Consider the following 15803-nt stretch of genomic DNA (forward strand, 5'->3'; position numbering starts at 1 on the left):
AATCGGCCTGCCGGCGGCACTCTAGCAAAGTCCCCGGCGAGGTTTCGAGAGGCAAGCCGCGGCGGCGGCCGGCTTCCGGTCCGCTCAGTCGCGGGCGATCAGCTCGCGCTCGCCGCGATGCACCGGCAAGGCCGCGGGCGTGCAGCCGGCGGCGCGGCGGCGGAACATCGCCGGCCGGCGGTGCCGCAGCACGCTGCGCCGGCGCCGGCGCGGCTGCATGCCACCGATCACCAGACGCCCGAGGGTCGGATAGGCGGCGGCGAGCGTGCCGGCCGCGTCGGTGATCAGCATCGGCAGGCCGAGCAGGCCGCTCCAGAACCGCCATTCGGCGACCACGTCGTCGACATGCGGCGCGCTGTAGAGCGTCACCGACAGCTCGGCATCCTCGTGCACCAGCACCACCGCGACGCTGTCGTCCTCGCCCTGCGGATCGAGCAGGGCGATGGCGAGGCCGCGAAAGCGCGAATAGTCGATCGCCGCCCGCAGCGGCAGGCCGCCGAGCCGGCGATGCAGCACCAGATGCTCGGGGTGGAGCTCGACGCGCCGGCAGCCGCCGTCGGCGCCAGGGTCCGGCGCCTCGAACACCACCGGCCAGCCGGCGGTGCCGATCGGCCGCGCCAGCGAAACGTACTCGTAGGTTGAAACCGGAGGCCAGGCCTCCATTGCGCAGTGACGCCTCATGGTTCTCCCCGCCGGTTTTTCGACTTTGCTGTCCCGGTCGTGAGGCCACCTTAGTCCCGCCCCTGCCCTATCCGGCTTAAGGGACATGGTTGACCGTTTCTTCGCGCCCCCGGTTCCGCTTCCATGCTTGACGAAACCTTGCCGGGGCGCACGACGGCGCCTTGCCGGCGCGCATGCGTCGCGCCTCGGCCGGGCACCGTCCCGCTTGCGTCGGGCGCGTGCTGCGCCTAAGTCGCTGGGATGGATCTGTCCCCGCGAAACACGCCCGCGCCCGCCGATGCCGGCACGGTCGCCGAGCAGCTCGCCGCCGTCGTGGTGGAAGCGGGCGGGGTGGCGCGCGACATGTTCGCCCGCGGCATCACCTCCTGGTCGAAGCACAATGATTCCCCGGTCACCGATGCCGACATCGCCGTCGACACGCTCCTGAGGGAGAAGCTCGGCGCCCTCGCCCCGGATTATGGCTGGCTGTCGGAGGAGACCGCCGACATGCCCGCCCGCCTCGAGCGCCGGCGGGTATGGATCGTCGACCCCATCGACGGCACCCGCGCCTTCATGGCCGGCGGACCGGACTGGGCGGTGGCGGCGGCGCTGGTGGAAGACGGAAGGCCGGTCGCCGGCGCCCTGTTCGCCCCGGTGACGCAGGAGCTGTTCCTGGCGGCGGCCGGGCGAGGCGCCACCCGCAACGGCGCGCCGATCCGCGCCTCGCGGGCGCAGGCCGTCGCCGGCGCCCGCGCCGACGGCCCGGCCCAGTGGCTGGCGCGGGTCGACCGGCTCGGCACGCTCGCCCGGGTGCCGCGGATCCGCTCGCTCGCGCTGCGCATCGCCCGGGTGGCGACCGGCGAGCTCGACGTCGCCATCGCCGGGCCGAACGGCAACGACTGGGACCTTGCCGCCGCCGACCTTTTGGTGCACGAAGCAGGAGGCCGGCTGACCGACCTCGACGGCCTCCAGCTGATCTACAACGCTCCCGTGCCTCGGCACGGCGCTCTGGTGTCCGCCGGCACCGGGCTGCACCCGTCGGTGACGGAAGCGGCGCGCCGGGACGAGGAATGACATAGGAATTGGATGGCAATGGCTGACAGCGCGACGAGTCCCCAGCTTCTCCACCTCGTCTTCGGCGGCGAGCTCGACAGCATCGATGGCGTGACCTTCAAGGATCTCGACGGGCTCGACGTCGTCGGCATCTTCCCCAACTACGCCACCGCCCATGCGGCGTGGAAGGCCAAGGCGCAGCAGACCGTCGACAACGCCCAGATGCGCTATTTCATCGTCCACCTGCACCGCCTGCTCGACCCGGACGCCACCGCCGGCAAGGCCGCTGCCAAGAACTGACGGACACTATCGGTCTCATGTGGCGTAAGCTGCGACGCTCGCAGGCCATCCGCACCCTTCTCGGCCGTGCGATGGCTTCCTATCTGCGCTTTGTCTGGCGCTCCTCCCGGGTGGTGATGGAGCCGGCGAACCTGCATGAGCTCGCCGACCAGCAATTGCCGATGATCCTCACCTTCTGGCACGGGCAGCATTTCCTCACCCCCTTCCTGGTGAAGCCGCATCACCGCGCCAAGGTGATGATCTCGCGCTCGCGCGATGCCGACGTGAACGCCATCGCCGCCGAGGCGCTGGGCATCGGCACGGTGCGCGGCTCCGGCGCGCAGGGGCGCAACTTCCATGAGAAGGGCGGCCTCAACGCCACCATGGAGATGATCCGCAACCTCCGGGAAGGCTGCAACGTCGCCATGACCGCCGACGTGCCGAAGATCTCGCGCGTCGCCGGCCTCGGCGTCGTCACCATCGCCAAGCATTCCGGCCGGCCGATCTATCCGGTGGCGATCGCCACCTCCAACCGCATCCTGGCGAAGAGCTGGGACAAGGCGGCCATCCACCTGCCCTTCGGCCGCGCCGCCGTGGTGGCGGGCGACGGGGTGCGGGTGCCGGCCGACGCCGATGCCGAGGCGCTGGAAGCCGCCCGCCGCGAATTGCAGCGCCAGCTGGAGGAGATCACCGCCCGTGCCGAGGCGCTGGTCGGCCGTCCCCCCGTCGCCGGCCACAGCGCCGGCACGCAGACCGGCGGTGCCGGGAACGGTGCCGATCGCTCCGCCGGCGGCGCCCATCCCGGCCGCCTCAATGCCTAGGCGCCGGGCGACGCTGCCGATCCATCTCTACCGCCTCCTGACCTGGCTGGCCTCGCCCTTCGCGCGGCTGCTGCTCGCCGGCCGGCTCCGGCGCGGCAAGGAGGATCCCGCCCGCCTGGCCGAGCGCTTCGGCCGCGCCTCGCAGCCGCGGCCGAAGGGGCCGCTGGTCTGGCTGCACGGCGCCAGCGTCGGCGAGATCATCGCCATCATGCCGCTGATGGACCGGCTGCGCGGCCTCGGCTTCCGGGTGCTGCTCACCTCCGGCACCGTCACCTCGGCGAAGCTCGCCGCCGCCCGCCTGCCGCCGGACATCGTGCACCAGTTCGTGCCGCTGGATTCGCCGCTGTTCATGCGGCGCTTCCTGAAGCACTGGCGGCCGGACCTCGCCTTGCTGGTCGAATCCGAGCTGTGGCCGAACCTGCTGATCGAGGTGGGCCGGCGCCGGGTGCCGCTGGTGCTGGTCAATGCCCGCATGTCCGAGCGCTCCTTCGCGCAATGGAGCCGCCTGCCGCGGACGGCGGCCGCCCTGCTCGCCCATGTCGATCTGTGCCTGCCGCAGGACCCGCTGGATGCCGAGCGGCTCGCCGCCCTCGGCGCCGCCCGGGTCCACACCATCGGCAACCTCAAATTCGACGCCCCGCCGCCGCCGGTCGACCTCGCCGCCTTCGAGGCCCTGCGCGCCGCCACCGTCGGCCGGACCATCCTCGTCGCCGCCTCCACCCATCCGGGCGAGGAAGCGGTGGCGGTGGAGGCGCATCGCACCCTCGCCCGCGACCTGCCGGAGCTGCTCACCATCATCGCCCCGCGCCATCCCGAGCGCGGCCGCGAGGTGATCGGCGTCGCCGACGAGGCCGGCTGCCCGGCGGTGCTGCGCTCCGACGGCTACCTGCCGGATCGCGGCACCCAGATCTATGTCGCCGACACCATCGGCGAGCTCGGCCTGTTCTACCGGCTGGCGCCGGTGGCGCTGCTGGGCGGCTCGCTGATCCGCCATGGCGGACAGAACCCGATCGAGCCGATCAAGCTCGACGCCGCCATCCTGCACGGCCCGCATGTCGCCAATTTCGCCGCGCTCTATGAGCGGCTCGACGCGGCGGGCGGCGCCGCCTCCATCGCCGATGCCGGTTCGCTGGCGGCGCATGCGCTGGCGCTCATCACCGACCTGCCGGCCCGCCGGCGCATGGTGGACGCGGCGCAGGCCACCATCGCCACGCTGGGCGGCGCGCTGGAGCGCACGCTTGCCGCCATCGATCCCTATCTGGTGCAGATCCGGCTGGAGCGGCATCCGTCATGATCGGCCACCCACCTCTCCCCACGATGCGCGAGAACTGAGGCGATGCGCGCTCCCTCCTTCTGGTGGCGACCCGAACGGAGCCTGGCGGCGCATCTCCTCTCGCCCCTTGGCGCCCTGGTCGGCGCCGTCGCCGCCCGCCGCATGCGCGAGCCGGGGGTCAGCCTCGGCGTGCCGGTGATCTGCATCGGCAATCCCACCGTCGGCGGCGCCGGCAAGACCCCGACCGCGCTCTATCTCGCCCGCCGCCTCGCCCGCCGCGGCCACCGGCCCTCGATCCTCACCCGCGGCTATGGCGGGCGCGTCGAGGGGCCTATCCAGGTCGATCCGGTGCGGCACCGCGCCATCGATGTCGGCGACGAGCCGCTGCTGCTGGCCAGCGTCGCGCCGACCTATGTCGCCCGCGAGCGGCCCGCCGGCCTCGGCATGGCGGTGGCCGACGGCGCCGACGTGGTGCTGATGGATGACGGCTTCCAGAACCCGTCGGTGGAGAAGGCGCTTTCCCTGCTGGTGATCGATGCCGGCGTCGGCATCGGCAACGGGCTGTGCCTGCCGGCCGGCCCGCTGCGGGCGCCGCTCGCCCCTCAGCTCGCCCGTGCCCAGGCGGTGCTGGTCATCGGCGAGGGCGAGGCCGCGGCGGAGGTGGTGCGCATGGCGCACGCGGCGGGCCTCGCCGTGCTCACCGGGCGGCTGGCGCCCAACGCCGCCATCATGTCGCGGCTGATCGGGCGGCGGGTGCTCGCCTTCGCCGGCATCGGCCGGCCGGAAAAATTCTTCGCCACGCTGCGCGGCCTCGGCGTCGCCTCGGTGGCGACCATGGCCTTCGCCGACCATCATCCCTTCAACGCCGGCGACATCGCCGCGCTGGTCGAGCGGGCGGCGGCCGACGACCTGCTGCCGGTGACGACGGAAAAGGATGCGGTGCGCCTCACCGCCACGCCGGAGGGACGCGACCTGCTGCGCGCCAGCATCGTCCTGCCGGTGCAGCTGGTGCTGGAGGCGGAAAGCGTCGCGGTGCTGGACAGGCTGGTCGCCCGCCTGTTCCCCGGCCGCTGATCCCGGTCTCGCGCCGGGCGGTCCGTTGCGGCGCTCAGGCGTCCTTGCCGGGGCGCAGCCGGCCGGGATGCAGGCGGGTCAGCACCGCCTGCGGGCTGGAATAGGCCTCCTGCAGGTCGACACTCCAGTAGCGCAGCTCGTCGAGCGGGATCGGCTCGCCGGTCACGGCGCAGCGCACGAAGGTGCCGGGGCGTACCACCCGGAAGTCGCCGTCGAGATAGCGCAGCTCGGCCTCGCCGGATGCGGAAAACCGTTCGAAGCGGTTCATCGTCGTCATAAATCCTGTCTGGCCGCCCTTTCGGGCGACAATAGCCAACACCGCCACGCACCGGCAAGCACCGAGCGGAACAGGCGGACTCCCGCTTTTTGGCGCAGGACCGCCGCCGCGTCCACCCCGCGGCGCCCGGCGTGGCGGAAGGCGCTAATCGTCGAACAGGGTGGGCTGCGCCGGCGACTTCGGCAAGGCATCCGCCTTGGCCCGCGCCTTCGGCTCCCGCCCGCGTGCCGGCCCCTTCGGCGCCGCCCCGCCCGCCGTCGTGGGCGGCAGGGCGCCCGGCGCGCTCTCGCCGGCTGCCGCGCGCACATGCCCGTCGGCGAACTCGATGTCGAGCCTCTGGCCGCCGGCGATCGCCGCCGCGCTGCGCAGCGGCTGGCCGTCGGCGTCGCGGACCAGGGCGAACCCGCGCGCGAGCACCCCGCGATAGGACAATGCGCCCATCAGCTTGCCGATGGCGTCGAGCCGCCGCCCCCGCTCCGCCAGCCCGCGCCGCCACGCCGGGTCGAGCCGCGCATGGAAGCCCTCGAAGCGCTCGCGGGCGCGGTGGATGCGCTCGCGATGCGCATTGGCATTGGCACGCAGCGCCGCGTCGAGCCGGCCCGCCACCAGGGTGAAGCGCTCGCGGCGCCCGGCCACCAGCTGGGCCAGCCGGTGCGGCGACAGCCGCCCCTCGGCGCGGGTGAGCTGCAGGCGGTGGGCCGCCGCATTGGCCTTGAGCGCCCGCGGCAGCCGCCCCGAGGCGAGGTCGAGCCGCTGGCGCGGCACGGCGAGCAGCGTCTCCCCGCTGGGCAGCAGCCGCGCCAGCCCGCGCAGATCGGCGCGCCGCCGTTCGCTGGCACGGGCCATGGCCGCGGTGAGCCGCGCCCCGCCGGCCTGGATCGCCGCCATCAGCTCGCCGCGCACCGGCACCGCCATTTCGGCGGCGGCGGTCGGGGTCGGGGCGCGCACATCCGCCGCGAAATCGATCAGCGTCACGTCGGTCTCGTGGCCGACGGCGGAAATGAGCGGGATGGCGCTCTCGGCCGCCGCCCGCACCACCGCCTCGTCGGAAAAGCCGAGCAGGTCCTCCAGCGAGCCGCCGCCGCGCGCCACGATCAGCACGTCCGGCCGCGGGATCGCCCCGCCGGGTTCCAGCGCGTTGAAGCCGCGGATGGCGGCGGCCACTTCCGGCCCGCACGTATCTCCCTGCACCCTTACCGGCCACACCAGCACCCGGCGCGGGAAGCGGTCGGAGAGGCGGTGCAGTATGTCGCGGATCACCGCCCCGGTGGGCGAGGTGACGACGCCGATGACGCGCGGCAGGAAGGGCGGCCGGCGCTTGCGCTCGGGCGCGAACAGGCCCTCGGCGGCGAGGCGGCGCTTGCGCTCCTCCAGCATCGCCATGATGGCGCCGGCGCCGGCATATTCCAGCTGCTCGATGACAATCTGGTAGGAGGATTTGCCGGGAAAGGTGGTGATGCGCCCGATGGCGACCACTTCCAGCCCTTCCTCAGGCTTCAGCCTGAGGCGGGAGAAGCTGGTCTTCCACACCACGGCGTCGAGCCGGGCATTGGTGTCCTTCAGGCTGAAATAGGCATGGCCGGAGGAGTGTTGGCCGCGATAGCCGGAGATCTCGCCGCGCACCCGCACATGGCCGAAGGCCTCCTCCACCGTGCGCTTCAGGGCGCCGGAGAGCTCGGAGACCGTCCAGTCCGGCGCGTTGCCGACCGGCGATTCGGGAGGAGAAGCGGACATGGCGTTGTCATAGCCGGAATTGGAGGCGGGCGGAAACGGCGGCTCCGTCGCCGGCGAGGGCGCTCCCGGTCAAAGACGTGGATGCCCGGAACAGGTCCGGGCATGACGTTCTGTCTTTTGGAGCGCCGCCTTCTCAGCCCGAGCACCGTCATGGCCGGGCTTGTCCCGGCCATCCACGCCTGCCACGCTCGAACGCATGAAGGGCGGCTTCGTCTACATCCTCGCTAACCGGCCCGACGGCACGCTCTATGTCGGCGTGACGTCGGACCTCGTGCGCCGGATCTGGGAGCATCGCGAAGGATTGGCTGATGGGTTCACCAAACGCTACGGCCTGAAGACGCTCGTCCATTTCGAACGGTTCGACGACATCGCCTCGGCGATCCAGCGCGAGAAGACCATGAAGCACTGGCCGCGCGCGTGGAAGGTCCGGCTGATCCACGCGGGCAACCCGCAATGGCGCGACCTGTATGACGAGATCTTGGGCTGACAGGACGTGACCACGGCTGAAGGCGTGGATGCCCGGGACAAGCCCGGGCATGACGTTCTACCCGTCCGACATGTCCCCTTCCACCCCAAGCACCGTCATGGCCGGGCTTGTCCCGGCCATCCACGCCTTCCCGCAGGAGCAGGCGTCTTCGTTCGCGAATGAGCGGTGCCGTCGCCCTCCCTGCGCTTGCGCATGCCCCCGTCCGTTTCCCCGCCTTGATCGCCGCTCCCTCAGCCACTAGGTTGCGCGCGATTTTCCGCCAACCGCCGGCACATGTCATGATCGATCCCGCCCTGCCGCCCCATATGCGACCCGACCGGTCGTTCCAGGGGCTCATCCTCGCCCTGCACGCCTTCTGGGCGGACAAGGGCTGCGTCGTGCTGCAGCCCTACGACATGGAGGTCGGCGCCGGCACCTTCCATCCCGCCACCACGCTGCGCGCCATCGGCCCGAAGCCGTGGAAGGCCGCCTATGTGCAGCCCTCCCGCCGTCCCAAGGACGGGCGCTATGGCGAGAACCCCAACCGGCTGCAGCATTATTACCAGTACCAGGTGATCCTGAAGCCCTCGCCGGCCGACCTGCAGGACCTCTACCTCGCCTCGCTCGACGCCATCGGCATCGACCTCAAGCTGCACGATGTGCGCTTCGTCGAGGACGACTGGGAGAGCCCCACCCTCGGCGCCTGGGGCCTCGGCTGGGAGTGCTGGTGCGACGGCATGGAAGTGTCGCAGTTCACCTATTTCCAGCAGGTGGCCGGCATCGAGTGCGCCCCGGTCTCCGGCGAGCTCACCTATGGGCTGGAACGCCTCGCCATGTACGTCCAGGGGGTCGAGAACGTCTACGACCTCAACTTCAACGGCCGCGAGGGGGCCGAGAAGGTCACCTATGGCGACGTGTTCCTGCAGGCCGAGAAGGAATATTCCCGGCACAATTTCGAGCACGCCGACACCGCCATGCTGCTGGAGCAGTTCCGCATGGCCGAGAGCGCGGCGGCGCATTATCTCGAGGCCGGCTGGAGCGACGACCGCACCCGCCACCTGATGGCGCAGCCCGCCTATGACCAGTGCATCAAGGCGAGCCACGTCTTCAACCTGCTGGACGCGCGCGGCGTCATCTCGGTGACCGAGCGCCAGAGCTACATCCTGCGGGTGCGTGAGCTGGCCAAGGCCTGCGGCGCCGCCTGGCTGGCGACGGAAGCCGGCGGCACCCCCGCCGCCTGATCCGCAGGCGGCACCGACGACGCCCGAACCTTCCTTTGCGCGGCGGCGCCTGTTCAGCGCCCCGCCTCCTCGAACCTTCCGACGTGGCCCATGCCTGACCTCCTGCTCGAACTCTTCTGCGAGGAAATCCCGGCCCGCATGCAGGCCGGCGCCGCCGACAGCCTGCGCAAGCTGGTCACCGAGGCGCTGGTCGAGCGCGGCCTGCTCTATGAGGGCGCCAAGGCCTTCGTCACCCCGCGCCGCCTGGCGCTGGCGGTGCACGGCCTGCCGGCCAGCCAGCCGGACACCCATGAGGAGCGCAAGGGCCCGCGCGTCGGCGCGCCGCAGGCCGCCATAGACGGCTTCCTCAAGGCCTCGGGCCTCGCCTCCATCGATCAGGCGAAGATCGAGAGCGACCCGAAGAAGGGCGAGTTCTACGTCGCGCACCTGCACCGCCACGGCCGTCCGACGCCGGAGGTGATCGCCGAGATCGTCCCGGCCATCATCCGCGCCTTCCCCTGGCCGAAATCGATGCGCTGGGGCTCCGGCTCGCTGCGCTGGGTGCGGCCCTTGCAATCCATCGTCTGCACCTTCGGCCCGGAGACCGAGGAGCCGGAGGTGGTGCCCTTCGAGATCGACGGCATCGCCTCGGGCGATGTCACGCGCGGCCACCGCTTCCTGTCCTCCGGCGCCATCCGCGTGCGCCGGCTCGACGACTGGATGACCAAGCTGGAGGCCGCCTTCGTGGTTGTTGACCGCGAGCGGCGCAAGGACATCATCCTCGCCGACGCCCGCGACCTCGCCCTCGCCCACGGGCTGGAGCTGGTGGAGGATGCCGGCCTGCTCGACGAGATCGCCGGCCTGGTCGAATGGCCGGTGGTGCTGATCGGCTCGTTCGACGAGAGCTTCCTCGACGTGCCCGACGAGGTGATCCGCGCCACCATCCGCGCCAACCAGAAGTGCTTCGTGCTGAAGGACCCCAGGACCGGCCGCCTCGCCAACCGCTTCATCCTGGTGTCGAACCTCGCGGCCACCGACGGCGGCGACGCCATCGTCGCCGGCAATGGCCGGGTCATCCGCGCCCGGCTGTCGGACGCCAAGTTCTTCTGGGACACCGACCGCAGGACCAATGCCACGGTGCCGCTGGCCGACCGGCTGGCGAAGTTCCAGAACGTCACCTTCCACGAGAAGCTCGGCTCGCAATATGAGCGCATCCAGCGCATCGCCGCGCTGGCGGAGACGCTCGCTCCGCGGGTCGGCGCCGACCCTAAGCTGGCCCGCGAGGCCGCGCTCTATGCGAAATCCGACCTGCGCACCGAAGTCGTCGGCGAGTTCCCCGAGGTGCAGGGCCTGATGGGCCGCTACTATGCGGAGTTGGAAGGGCTCGACCCGCAGATCGCGCTGGCGGCGGAAGAACACTACAAGCCGCAGGGCCCCACCGACCGCGTGCCCACCGCCCCGGTGTCGATCGCCGTGGCGCTGGCCGACAAGCTCGACACCCTTACCGGCTTCTGGGCCATCGACGAGAAGCCCACGGGTTCGAAGGACCCCTTCGCGCTGCGCCGCGCCGCCCTCGGCGTGGTGCGGATCGTGCTGGACAACGGGCTGACGCTGAAGCTGTCCGAGTTCGTTGAGCCCGACCTCCTCGCCTTCTTCGCCGACCGTCTGAAGGTTCACCTGCGCGAGCAGGGCGCCCGCCATGACCTCGTCGACGCGGTGTTCGCGCTCGGCCAAGACGCGGGGAGCGCCGAAGGCGCGACAGGGACGCAGAAGACTCTCCAGGACGACCTCCTCCTCGTCGTCAAGCGCGTCGAGGCGCTCGGCCGTTTCCTGCGCACGGAAGACGGCAAGAACCTCCTGGCCGGCACCAAGCGCGCGGCGAACATCCTGCGCATCGAGGAAAAGAAGGACGGCGTCTCCTATGGCGGCGGCGTCGACATCACGCTGCTGCACGAGCCGGAAGAGCGCGCGCTCGCCGATGCCATCGCCAAGGCCGGTCCGTTGATCGCCACCGCGCTCGGCGCGGAGGATTTCGAGGGCGCCATGGGCGTGATGGCCTCGCTGCGCGCCCCGGTCGACGCCTTCTTCGAGAAGGTGACGGTGAATGCCGAGGACAAGGCCCTGCGCGCCAACCGCCTCGCCTTGCTCGCCGACATCCGCGCCATCACCCGCCAGGTCGCCGATTTCGAGCGCATCGAAGGCTGAGGACGGCACGGACCGGGGGACGGGGACCAGACCATGAGCCTCGTCCACAATGAGCGCACCAAGCTGACGGCCACCTTGCTCAACAATGTGGCCGCCGCCATGTTCATCACCGGCGGTATCGGTCCGACCGTCTCGCTCTCCTACGGCTTGCCCGGCCCGACCGGCGGATGGTCCGCCCTCGGCATCACCACCATTTGGATTCTGGGCGGTTCGGCCATACATTACATGGCGAGACTGCTTCTGAAGGGACTGAAGCCATGACGACCGCGATCCTCGCATGGTACGTCGCTCCGCTACTTCTGGTTGCGGCGTGCTACGTCCTCTTCCTGGCGACCCGTGCGGACACCCACCACGCCGGCCCGGCGGAATAGCCGCCTCGCGCGCGCCTCCCCGCGTAGCCTTCCGCCGCCTCGGGAACCTTCCCCTACCTCCGGCCGTTCATGAAGGCACCCACCGGAGGCCCCTTCATGTCCGTCAGCATCGTCGCCATCCAGCCCATCGTCGCGCTGATCGCCGGCATCCTCATCCTGGTGATGCCGCGGCTGCTCAACTTCATCGTGGCGATCTACCTGATCTTCATCGGCGTCATGGGGCTGATCGGCAACGGCACCATCAACCTGTAGCCGCAACGAAAATGGCCGGGACATGCCCGGCCATCTCCCGCCATCGATGCGAAGGCGTCAGATCGTCTTGCGGATCAGCCGGTCGACGCTCCACGGGCCGGGGCCGGCGAAGGCGAGGTAGAACAGCGTGAAGCAGTACAGCGCCGCCAGTTCGCCGCCATTGAGGATCGGGTAGAAATCCTTCGGCGCATGCACGAGGAAATAGGCCACGGCGGTCATGCCGGAGAGCACGAAGGCCACCGGCCGCGAGAACAGGCCGATCAGCAGCAATGCGCCGCCGATCAGCTCGAACAGGCCGGCGAGGCCGGGCATGGTCGCCAGGCTCACCCCGGTCATCGGCGTCTGGGGAATTCCGAGAATCTTGGTGGTGCCGTGCTGCATCAGCAGCAGCGCCGTCATCACCCGCAGGAGGCTCAGCACATGCGGCGTGAGCGAATCGACGAATTTTGTCATGCCCCAACTTCCCTGAACACGCTCGGTTTTTCTCCCGGCAGGCCGGAGGCTGCCGCAACGGCGCCCCGGACGCAATCGCCCTATGCATCACGTTGCAGTGCGATATAATTCGCCGCATTGCGAATGATGGATTGAACGAAACACCTCAAAAGGCTAGACCAAGGGATGGAAAAGCCATCCGGGATGGCCTTCCCAACAAGATGAACCCCTTGATGGGGCTCCCTTTTCGAACTCGCCAGCATTTCCACAGAGGCTATGATCGTGCGGTCCAAGGCACGTTCAACCAGCGGGACTTCCGAAATGACGAAATGGGTCTACACCTTCGGCGACGGCGCGGCAGAAGGTGCGGCGGACATGCGCAACCTCCTGGGCGGCAAGGGCGCCAACCTTGCCGAGATGTCCAATCTGGGGCTGCCGGTTCCTCCCGGCTTCACCATCTCCACCGAGGTCTGCACCTGGTACTACGCCCATGGCAACGCCTATCCGGCCGAGCTGAAGGGCAATGTCGAGGACGCCCTCGCCTATGTCGGCAAGCTGGTCGGCAAGACCTTCGGCGATCCCGCCAATCCGCTTCTCGTCTCGGTCCGTTCGGGCGCCCGCGCCTCCATGCCGGGCATGATGGACACCGTGCTCAATCTCGGCCTCAACGACGTGACGGTCGAGGCGGTGGCGAGCGCCTCCGGCAATCCCCGTTTCGCCTATGACAGCTACCGCCGCTTCATCCAGATGTACTCGAACGTGGTGCTGGACTTCCCGCACCATCATTTCGAGGAAGTGCTGGACGGCTACAAGGCCGACAACGGCTACACGCTCGACACCGACCTCTCCGCCGACGACTGGAAGGAAATCGTCAAGCGCTACAAGGCGCTGGTCGAGCACGAGCTCGGCAAGCCCTTCCCGCAGGACCCGCAGGACCAGCTCTGGGGCGCCATCGGCGCGGTGTTCGGCTCCTGGATGAACCAGCGCGCCATCGTCTATCGCCGCCTGCATTCCATCCCCGAGAGCTGGGGCACCGCGGTCAACGTGCAGGCCATGGTGTTCGGCAATATGGGCGACAGCTCGGCCACCGGCGTCGCCTTCACCCGCAACCCGTCCACCGGCGAGAACGCGCTCTATGGCGAGTTCCTGATCAACGCCCAGGGCGAGGACGTGGTGGCGGGCATCCGCACCCCGCAGAACATCACCGAGACCGCCCGCAAGGAGGCCGGCTCCGACAAGCCGTCGATGGAGACGGCGCTGCCGGAGGTGTTCACCGAGTTCAACCGCATCGCCGGTGTGCTCGAAGGGCACTACCGCGATATGCAGGACCTCGAATTCACCGTCGAGAACGGCAAGCTGTGGATGCTGCAGACCCGTTCCGGCAAGCGCACCGCGAAAGCCGCGCTGCGCATCGCGGTGGAGATGGCCGATGCCGGCGTCATCACCCGCGAGGAAGCCATCGCCCGCGTCGATCCCGCCGCGCTCGACCAGCTGCTGCACCCGATGCTCGACCCCAAGGCGGACAAGGCGGTGATCGGCTCCGGCCTGCCGGCCTCGCCGGGCGCCGCCTCGGGCGAGATCGTGTTCTCCGCCGACGAGGCCGAGCTCTTGAAGAGCCAGGGCCGCAAGGTCATCCTGGTGCGCATCGAAACCTCGCCGGAAGACATTCACGGCATGCACGCCTCGCAGGGCATCCTCACCACCCGCGGCGGCATGACCTCGCACGCCGCCGTGGTGGCGCGCGGCATGGGCAAGCCCTGCGTCTGCGGCGCCGGCACCATCCGCGTCGACTATGCCGCCGGCACCATCTCCTCCGGCGGCGTCACCCTGAAGAAGGGCGACATCCTCACCATCGACGGCGGCACCGGCCAGGTGATCGCCGGCGCGGTGCCGATGCTGCAGCCGGAGCTCTCCGGCGAGTTCGGCACGCTGATGGGCTGGGCCGACGGCGTGCGCCGCCTCAAGGTGCGCGCCAATGCGGAAACCCCGCTCGACGCCCGCACCGCGAAGAATTTCGGCGCCGAAGGCATCGGCCTGTCGCGCACCGAGCACATGTTCTTCGACGCCGGCCGCATCCGCGCGGTGCGCGAGATGATCCTCGCCGACGACGAGAAGGGCCGCCGCGCCGCGCTCGCCAAGCTGCTCGCCGCCCAGCGCTCGGACTTCCAGGAGCTGTTCGAGATCATGGACGGCCTGCCGGTGACGATCCGCCTGCTCGACCCGCCGCTGCACGAGTTCCTGCCGCACACCGATGCGGAGATCGCGGAAGTCGCGGAAGGGCTCGGCGTCTCCGCCGCCAAGCTCGCCGCCCGCAAGAAGGAATTCGACGAGTTCAACCCGATGCTCGGCTTCCGCGGCTGCCGTCTGGCGATCGCCTTCCCGGAAATCGCCGAGATGCAGGCCCGCGCCATCTTCGAGGCGGCCGTCGCCGCCCAGAAGTCCACCGGCAAGCCGGTGGTGCCGGAGATCATGGTCCCCCTGATCACCGGCAAGCGCGAGTTCGACCTCGTCAAGGCCGACATCGACGGCGTGGCGAAGAAGGTCGAGGAAGAAACCGGCACCAGGCTCGACTACCAGGTCGGCACCATGATTGAGCTGCCGCGCGCGGCGCTGAAGGCGGGCGAGATCGCCGAGACGGCGGAGTTCTTCTCCTACGGCACCAACGACCTCACCCAGACCACCTACGGCATCTCGCGCGACGACGCCGGCACCTTCCTCGGCACCTACATCTCCAAGGGCATCTTCGAGGTGGACCCCTTCGTGTCGATCGACACTGACGGCGTCGGCGAACTGGTCAAGATCGCCACCGAGCGCGGCCGGGCGGTGCGCCCCAAGCTGAAACTCGGCATTTGCGGCGAGCACGGCGGCGATCCGGCCTCGGTGGCGTTCTGCGAGGAAGTGGGACTCGACTACGTGTCCTGCTCGCCCTTCCGCGTGCCGATCGCCCGCCTCGCCGCCGCCCAGGCGGCGCTGAAGGCGCAGGCCGCCTCGCAGGCGTGAGCGCGGCCGCCACACCATGACGACAGGCGATGGCCGGGCGGACAGCCCGGCCATCTGCGTTCAGGCGGCGGCCTCCGGCCCTGCCGGGGCCGGTTCCGGGGGCCGTCTTTGGCCCGCCGGTGAGCCCGCGCAGGGCACGGCTGCGCGCCGAGGGGTTTCCTTTTGCGCGCAAAACCCCATATTCCCAGGCATCGCTCAATTCGGAGTGCCAGAACCGCGGCCGCGACCGGCCGCTCAGATTGGATAAGATTTGCAAGTTCTCGTTCGCGACAACAATGTCGACCAGGCCTTGAGGGTCCTCAAGAAGAAGATGCAGCGCGAAGGCATCTTCCGCGAGATGAAGGCCCGGCGGTCCTATGAAAAGCCGTCCGAGCGGCGCAACCGGGAAGAGGCCGAGGCGGTGCGCCGTGCCCGCAAGGCGGCCCGGAAACAGGCGATCCGCGAAGGGCTGATCGCCGCCCCGAAGAAGAAGCCGCTGCCGGCGCGCCCGCGCGCGGAGGCGCCTCAGCCCGCGACCGCAAAATAAAATTGCCGCAGGGTTGCGGGCGATAACCCCGTCCTATAAGTTATCCACATCGATCTTGCACGTTGAACTTTGTTTTCGCGCCTTGTGCGCTGCGGCGAACTTCCTCTCAAATCGATGTCAATGTGGCGTTCACCCTGGGATGGGCGCCCGGTTTTCTATG

Annotated in this window: 16 protein-coding genes; 12 read left to right on the forward strand and 4 right to left on the reverse strand. The window is 69.9% G+C overall.

Features of this window, described 5'->3' with window-relative positions; translation table 11 throughout:
- Positions 1 to 84 precede the first annotated feature (84 nt).
- A complete protein-coding gene (locus KHC19_RS08555; protein WP_246548516.1) occupies positions 85 to 663 on the reverse strand; it encodes a DUF6101 family protein in 579 nt (192 codons plus the stop codon).
- A 258-nt stretch (positions 664 to 921) separates the two neighbouring features.
- Between KHC19_RS08555 and KHC19_RS08560 the strand changes: the two genes are divergently transcribed.
- From KHC19_RS08560 to lpxK, 5 genes are read left to right on the forward strand one after another with little or no spacing between them, the layout of a single operon-like run.
- Entirely contained in the window at positions 922 to 1734 is an 813-nt protein-coding gene (locus tag KHC19_RS08560) for a 3'(2'),5'-bisphosphate nucleotidase CysQ (protein WP_213351942.1), read from the forward strand.
- A gap of 18 nt (positions 1735 to 1752) precedes the next feature.
- Positions 1753 to 2013 (forward strand): DUF4170 domain-containing protein, encoded by a 261-nt coding sequence (locus KHC19_RS08565; RefSeq protein ID WP_213351943.1) that lies wholly within the window; start codon positions 1753 to 1755, stop codon positions 2011 to 2013.
- Positions 2014 to 2030: 17 nt separating this feature from the next.
- Positions 2031 to 2813, forward strand: a complete 783-nt coding sequence (locus tag KHC19_RS08570) for a lysophospholipid acyltransferase family protein (protein WP_213351944.1) — start codon at positions 2031 to 2033, stop codon at positions 2811 to 2813.
- Complete coding sequence (locus KHC19_RS08575; RefSeq protein ID WP_213351945.1) at positions 2806 to 4107, forward strand: 3-deoxy-D-manno-octulosonic acid transferase; 1302 nt, start codon at positions 2806 to 2808, stop codon at positions 4105 to 4107. The genes KHC19_RS08570 and KHC19_RS08575 overlap by 8 nt, the downstream gene beginning before the upstream one ends.
- A gap of 42 nt (positions 4108 to 4149) precedes the next feature.
- Complete coding sequence (gene lpxK / locus KHC19_RS08580; RefSeq protein WP_213351946.1) at positions 4150 to 5160, forward strand: tetraacyldisaccharide 4'-kinase; 1011 nt, start codon at positions 4150 to 4152, stop codon at positions 5158 to 5160.
- 34 nt (positions 5161 to 5194) lie between these two features.
- Here lpxK and KHC19_RS08585 read toward each other — a convergent pair whose 3' ends face one another.
- Positions 5195 to 5428 (reverse strand): DUF2093 domain-containing protein, encoded by a 234-nt coding sequence (locus KHC19_RS08585; RefSeq protein WP_213351947.1) that lies wholly within the window; start codon positions 5426 to 5428, stop codon positions 5195 to 5197.
- Between the two features lie 153 nt (positions 5429 to 5581).
- Positions 5582 to 7171: an exodeoxyribonuclease VII large subunit gene (gene xseA / locus KHC19_RS08590; protein ID WP_213351948.1), complete on the reverse strand. Its 1590-nt coding sequence runs from the start codon at positions 7169 to 7171 to the stop codon at positions 5582 to 5584.
- A gap of 196 nt (positions 7172 to 7367) precedes the next feature.
- Between xseA and KHC19_RS08595 the strand changes: the two genes are divergently transcribed.
- From KHC19_RS08595 to KHC19_RS08615, 5 genes are all read left to right on the forward strand, one after another.
- The gene (locus KHC19_RS08595) at positions 7368 to 7658 is read left to right on the forward strand and encodes a GIY-YIG nuclease family protein (protein WP_213351949.1); all 291 of its coding nucleotides are present in this window, start codon (positions 7368 to 7370) and stop codon (positions 7656 to 7658) included.
- A gap of 278 nt (positions 7659 to 7936) precedes the next feature.
- Positions 7937 to 8878, forward strand: coding sequence for a glycine--tRNA ligase subunit alpha (locus KHC19_RS08600; RefSeq protein WP_213351950.1), 942 nt, complete (start codon positions 7937 to 7939; stop codon positions 8876 to 8878).
- Positions 8879 to 8968: 90 nt separating this feature from the next.
- Positions 8969 to 11062: a glycine--tRNA ligase subunit beta gene (gene glyS, locus KHC19_RS08605; RefSeq protein ID WP_213351951.1), complete on the forward strand. Its 2094-nt coding sequence runs from the start codon at positions 8969 to 8971 to the stop codon at positions 11060 to 11062.
- Positions 11063 to 11095: 33 nt separating this feature from the next.
- A complete protein-coding gene (locus KHC19_RS08610) occupies positions 11096 to 11323 on the forward strand; it encodes a hypothetical protein (protein WP_213351952.1) in 228 nt (75 codons plus the stop codon).
- Positions 11324 to 11529: 206 nt separating this feature from the next.
- Positions 11530 to 11685, forward strand: a complete 156-nt coding sequence (locus KHC19_RS08615) for a DUF3096 domain-containing protein (RefSeq protein ID WP_213351953.1) — start codon at positions 11530 to 11532, stop codon at positions 11683 to 11685.
- A gap of 57 nt (positions 11686 to 11742) precedes the next feature.
- Here KHC19_RS08615 and KHC19_RS08620 read toward each other — a convergent pair whose 3' ends face one another.
- Positions 11743 to 12138, reverse strand: coding sequence for a DoxX family protein (locus KHC19_RS08620; RefSeq protein WP_213351954.1), 396 nt, complete (start codon positions 12136 to 12138; stop codon positions 11743 to 11745).
- A 300-nt stretch (positions 12139 to 12438) separates the two neighbouring features.
- On the opposite strand from KHC19_RS08620, the gene ppdK reads away from it, so the two are divergent.
- Both ppdK and rpsU read left to right on the forward strand, forming a co-directional pair.
- Complete coding sequence (gene ppdK / locus KHC19_RS08625; RefSeq protein ID WP_213351955.1) at positions 12439 to 15117, forward strand: pyruvate, phosphate dikinase; 2679 nt, start codon at positions 12439 to 12441, stop codon at positions 15115 to 15117.
- A gap of 250 nt (positions 15118 to 15367) precedes the next feature.
- Positions 15368 to 15643 (forward strand): 30S ribosomal protein S21, encoded by a 276-nt coding sequence (gene rpsU, locus KHC19_RS08630; protein ID WP_213351956.1) that lies wholly within the window; start codon positions 15368 to 15370, stop codon positions 15641 to 15643.
- Positions 15644 to 15803 lie beyond the last annotated feature (160 nt).

It is taken from the genome of Ancylobacter oerskovii, from assembly GCF_018390555.1.
Lineage (GTDB): Bacteria > Pseudomonadota > Alphaproteobacteria > Rhizobiales > Xanthobacteraceae > Ancylobacter > Ancylobacter oerskovii.

What these genes read in the sequence shown, in the direction of transcription:
- KHC19_RS08555 (WP_246548516.1), bottom strand. Translation starts at nt 663, where the DNA reads ATGGAGGCCTGGCCTCCGGTTTCAACCTACGAGTACGTTTCGCTGGCG.
- KHC19_RS08560 (WP_213351942.1), top strand. Translation starts at nt 922, where the DNA reads ATGGATCTGTCCCCGCGAAACACGCCCGCGCCCGCCGATGCCGGCACG.
- KHC19_RS08565 (WP_213351943.1), top strand. Translation starts at nt 1,753, where the DNA reads ATGGCTGACAGCGCGACGAGTCCCCAGCTTCTCCACCTCGTCTTCGGC.
- KHC19_RS08570 (WP_213351944.1), top strand. Translation starts at nt 2,031, where the DNA reads ATGTGGCGTAAGCTGCGACGCTCGCAGGCCATCCGCACCCTTCTCGGC.
- KHC19_RS08575 (WP_213351945.1), top strand. Translation starts at nt 2,806, where the DNA reads ATGCCTAGGCGCCGGGCGACGCTGCCGATCCATCTCTACCGCCTCCTG.
- lpxK (WP_213351946.1), top strand. Translation starts at nt 4,150, where the DNA reads ATGCGCGCTCCCTCCTTCTGGTGGCGACCCGAACGGAGCCTGGCGGCG.
- KHC19_RS08585 (WP_213351947.1), bottom strand. Translation starts at nt 5,428, where the DNA reads ATGAACCGCTTCGAACGGTTTTCCGCATCCGGCGAGGCCGAGCTGCGC.
- xseA (WP_213351948.1), bottom strand. Translation starts at nt 7,171, where the DNA reads ATGTCCGCTTCTCCTCCCGAATCGCCGGTCGGCAACGCGCCGGACTGG.
- KHC19_RS08595 (WP_213351949.1), top strand. Translation starts at nt 7,368, where the DNA reads ATGAAGGGCGGCTTCGTCTACATCCTCGCTAACCGGCCCGACGGCACG.
- KHC19_RS08600 (WP_213351950.1), top strand. Translation starts at nt 7,937, where the DNA reads ATGATCGATCCCGCCCTGCCGCCCCATATGCGACCCGACCGGTCGTTC.
- glyS (WP_213351951.1), top strand. Translation starts at nt 8,969, where the DNA reads ATGCCTGACCTCCTGCTCGAACTCTTCTGCGAGGAAATCCCGGCCCGC.
- KHC19_RS08610 (WP_213351952.1), top strand. Translation starts at nt 11,096, where the DNA reads ATGAGCCTCGTCCACAATGAGCGCACCAAGCTGACGGCCACCTTGCTC.
- KHC19_RS08615 (WP_213351953.1), top strand. Translation starts at nt 11,530, where the DNA reads ATGTCCGTCAGCATCGTCGCCATCCAGCCCATCGTCGCGCTGATCGCC.
- KHC19_RS08620 (WP_213351954.1), bottom strand. Translation starts at nt 12,138, where the DNA reads ATGACAAAATTCGTCGATTCGCTCACGCCGCATGTGCTGAGCCTCCTG.
- ppdK (WP_213351955.1), top strand. Translation starts at nt 12,439, where the DNA reads ATGACGAAATGGGTCTACACCTTCGGCGACGGCGCGGCAGAAGGTGCG.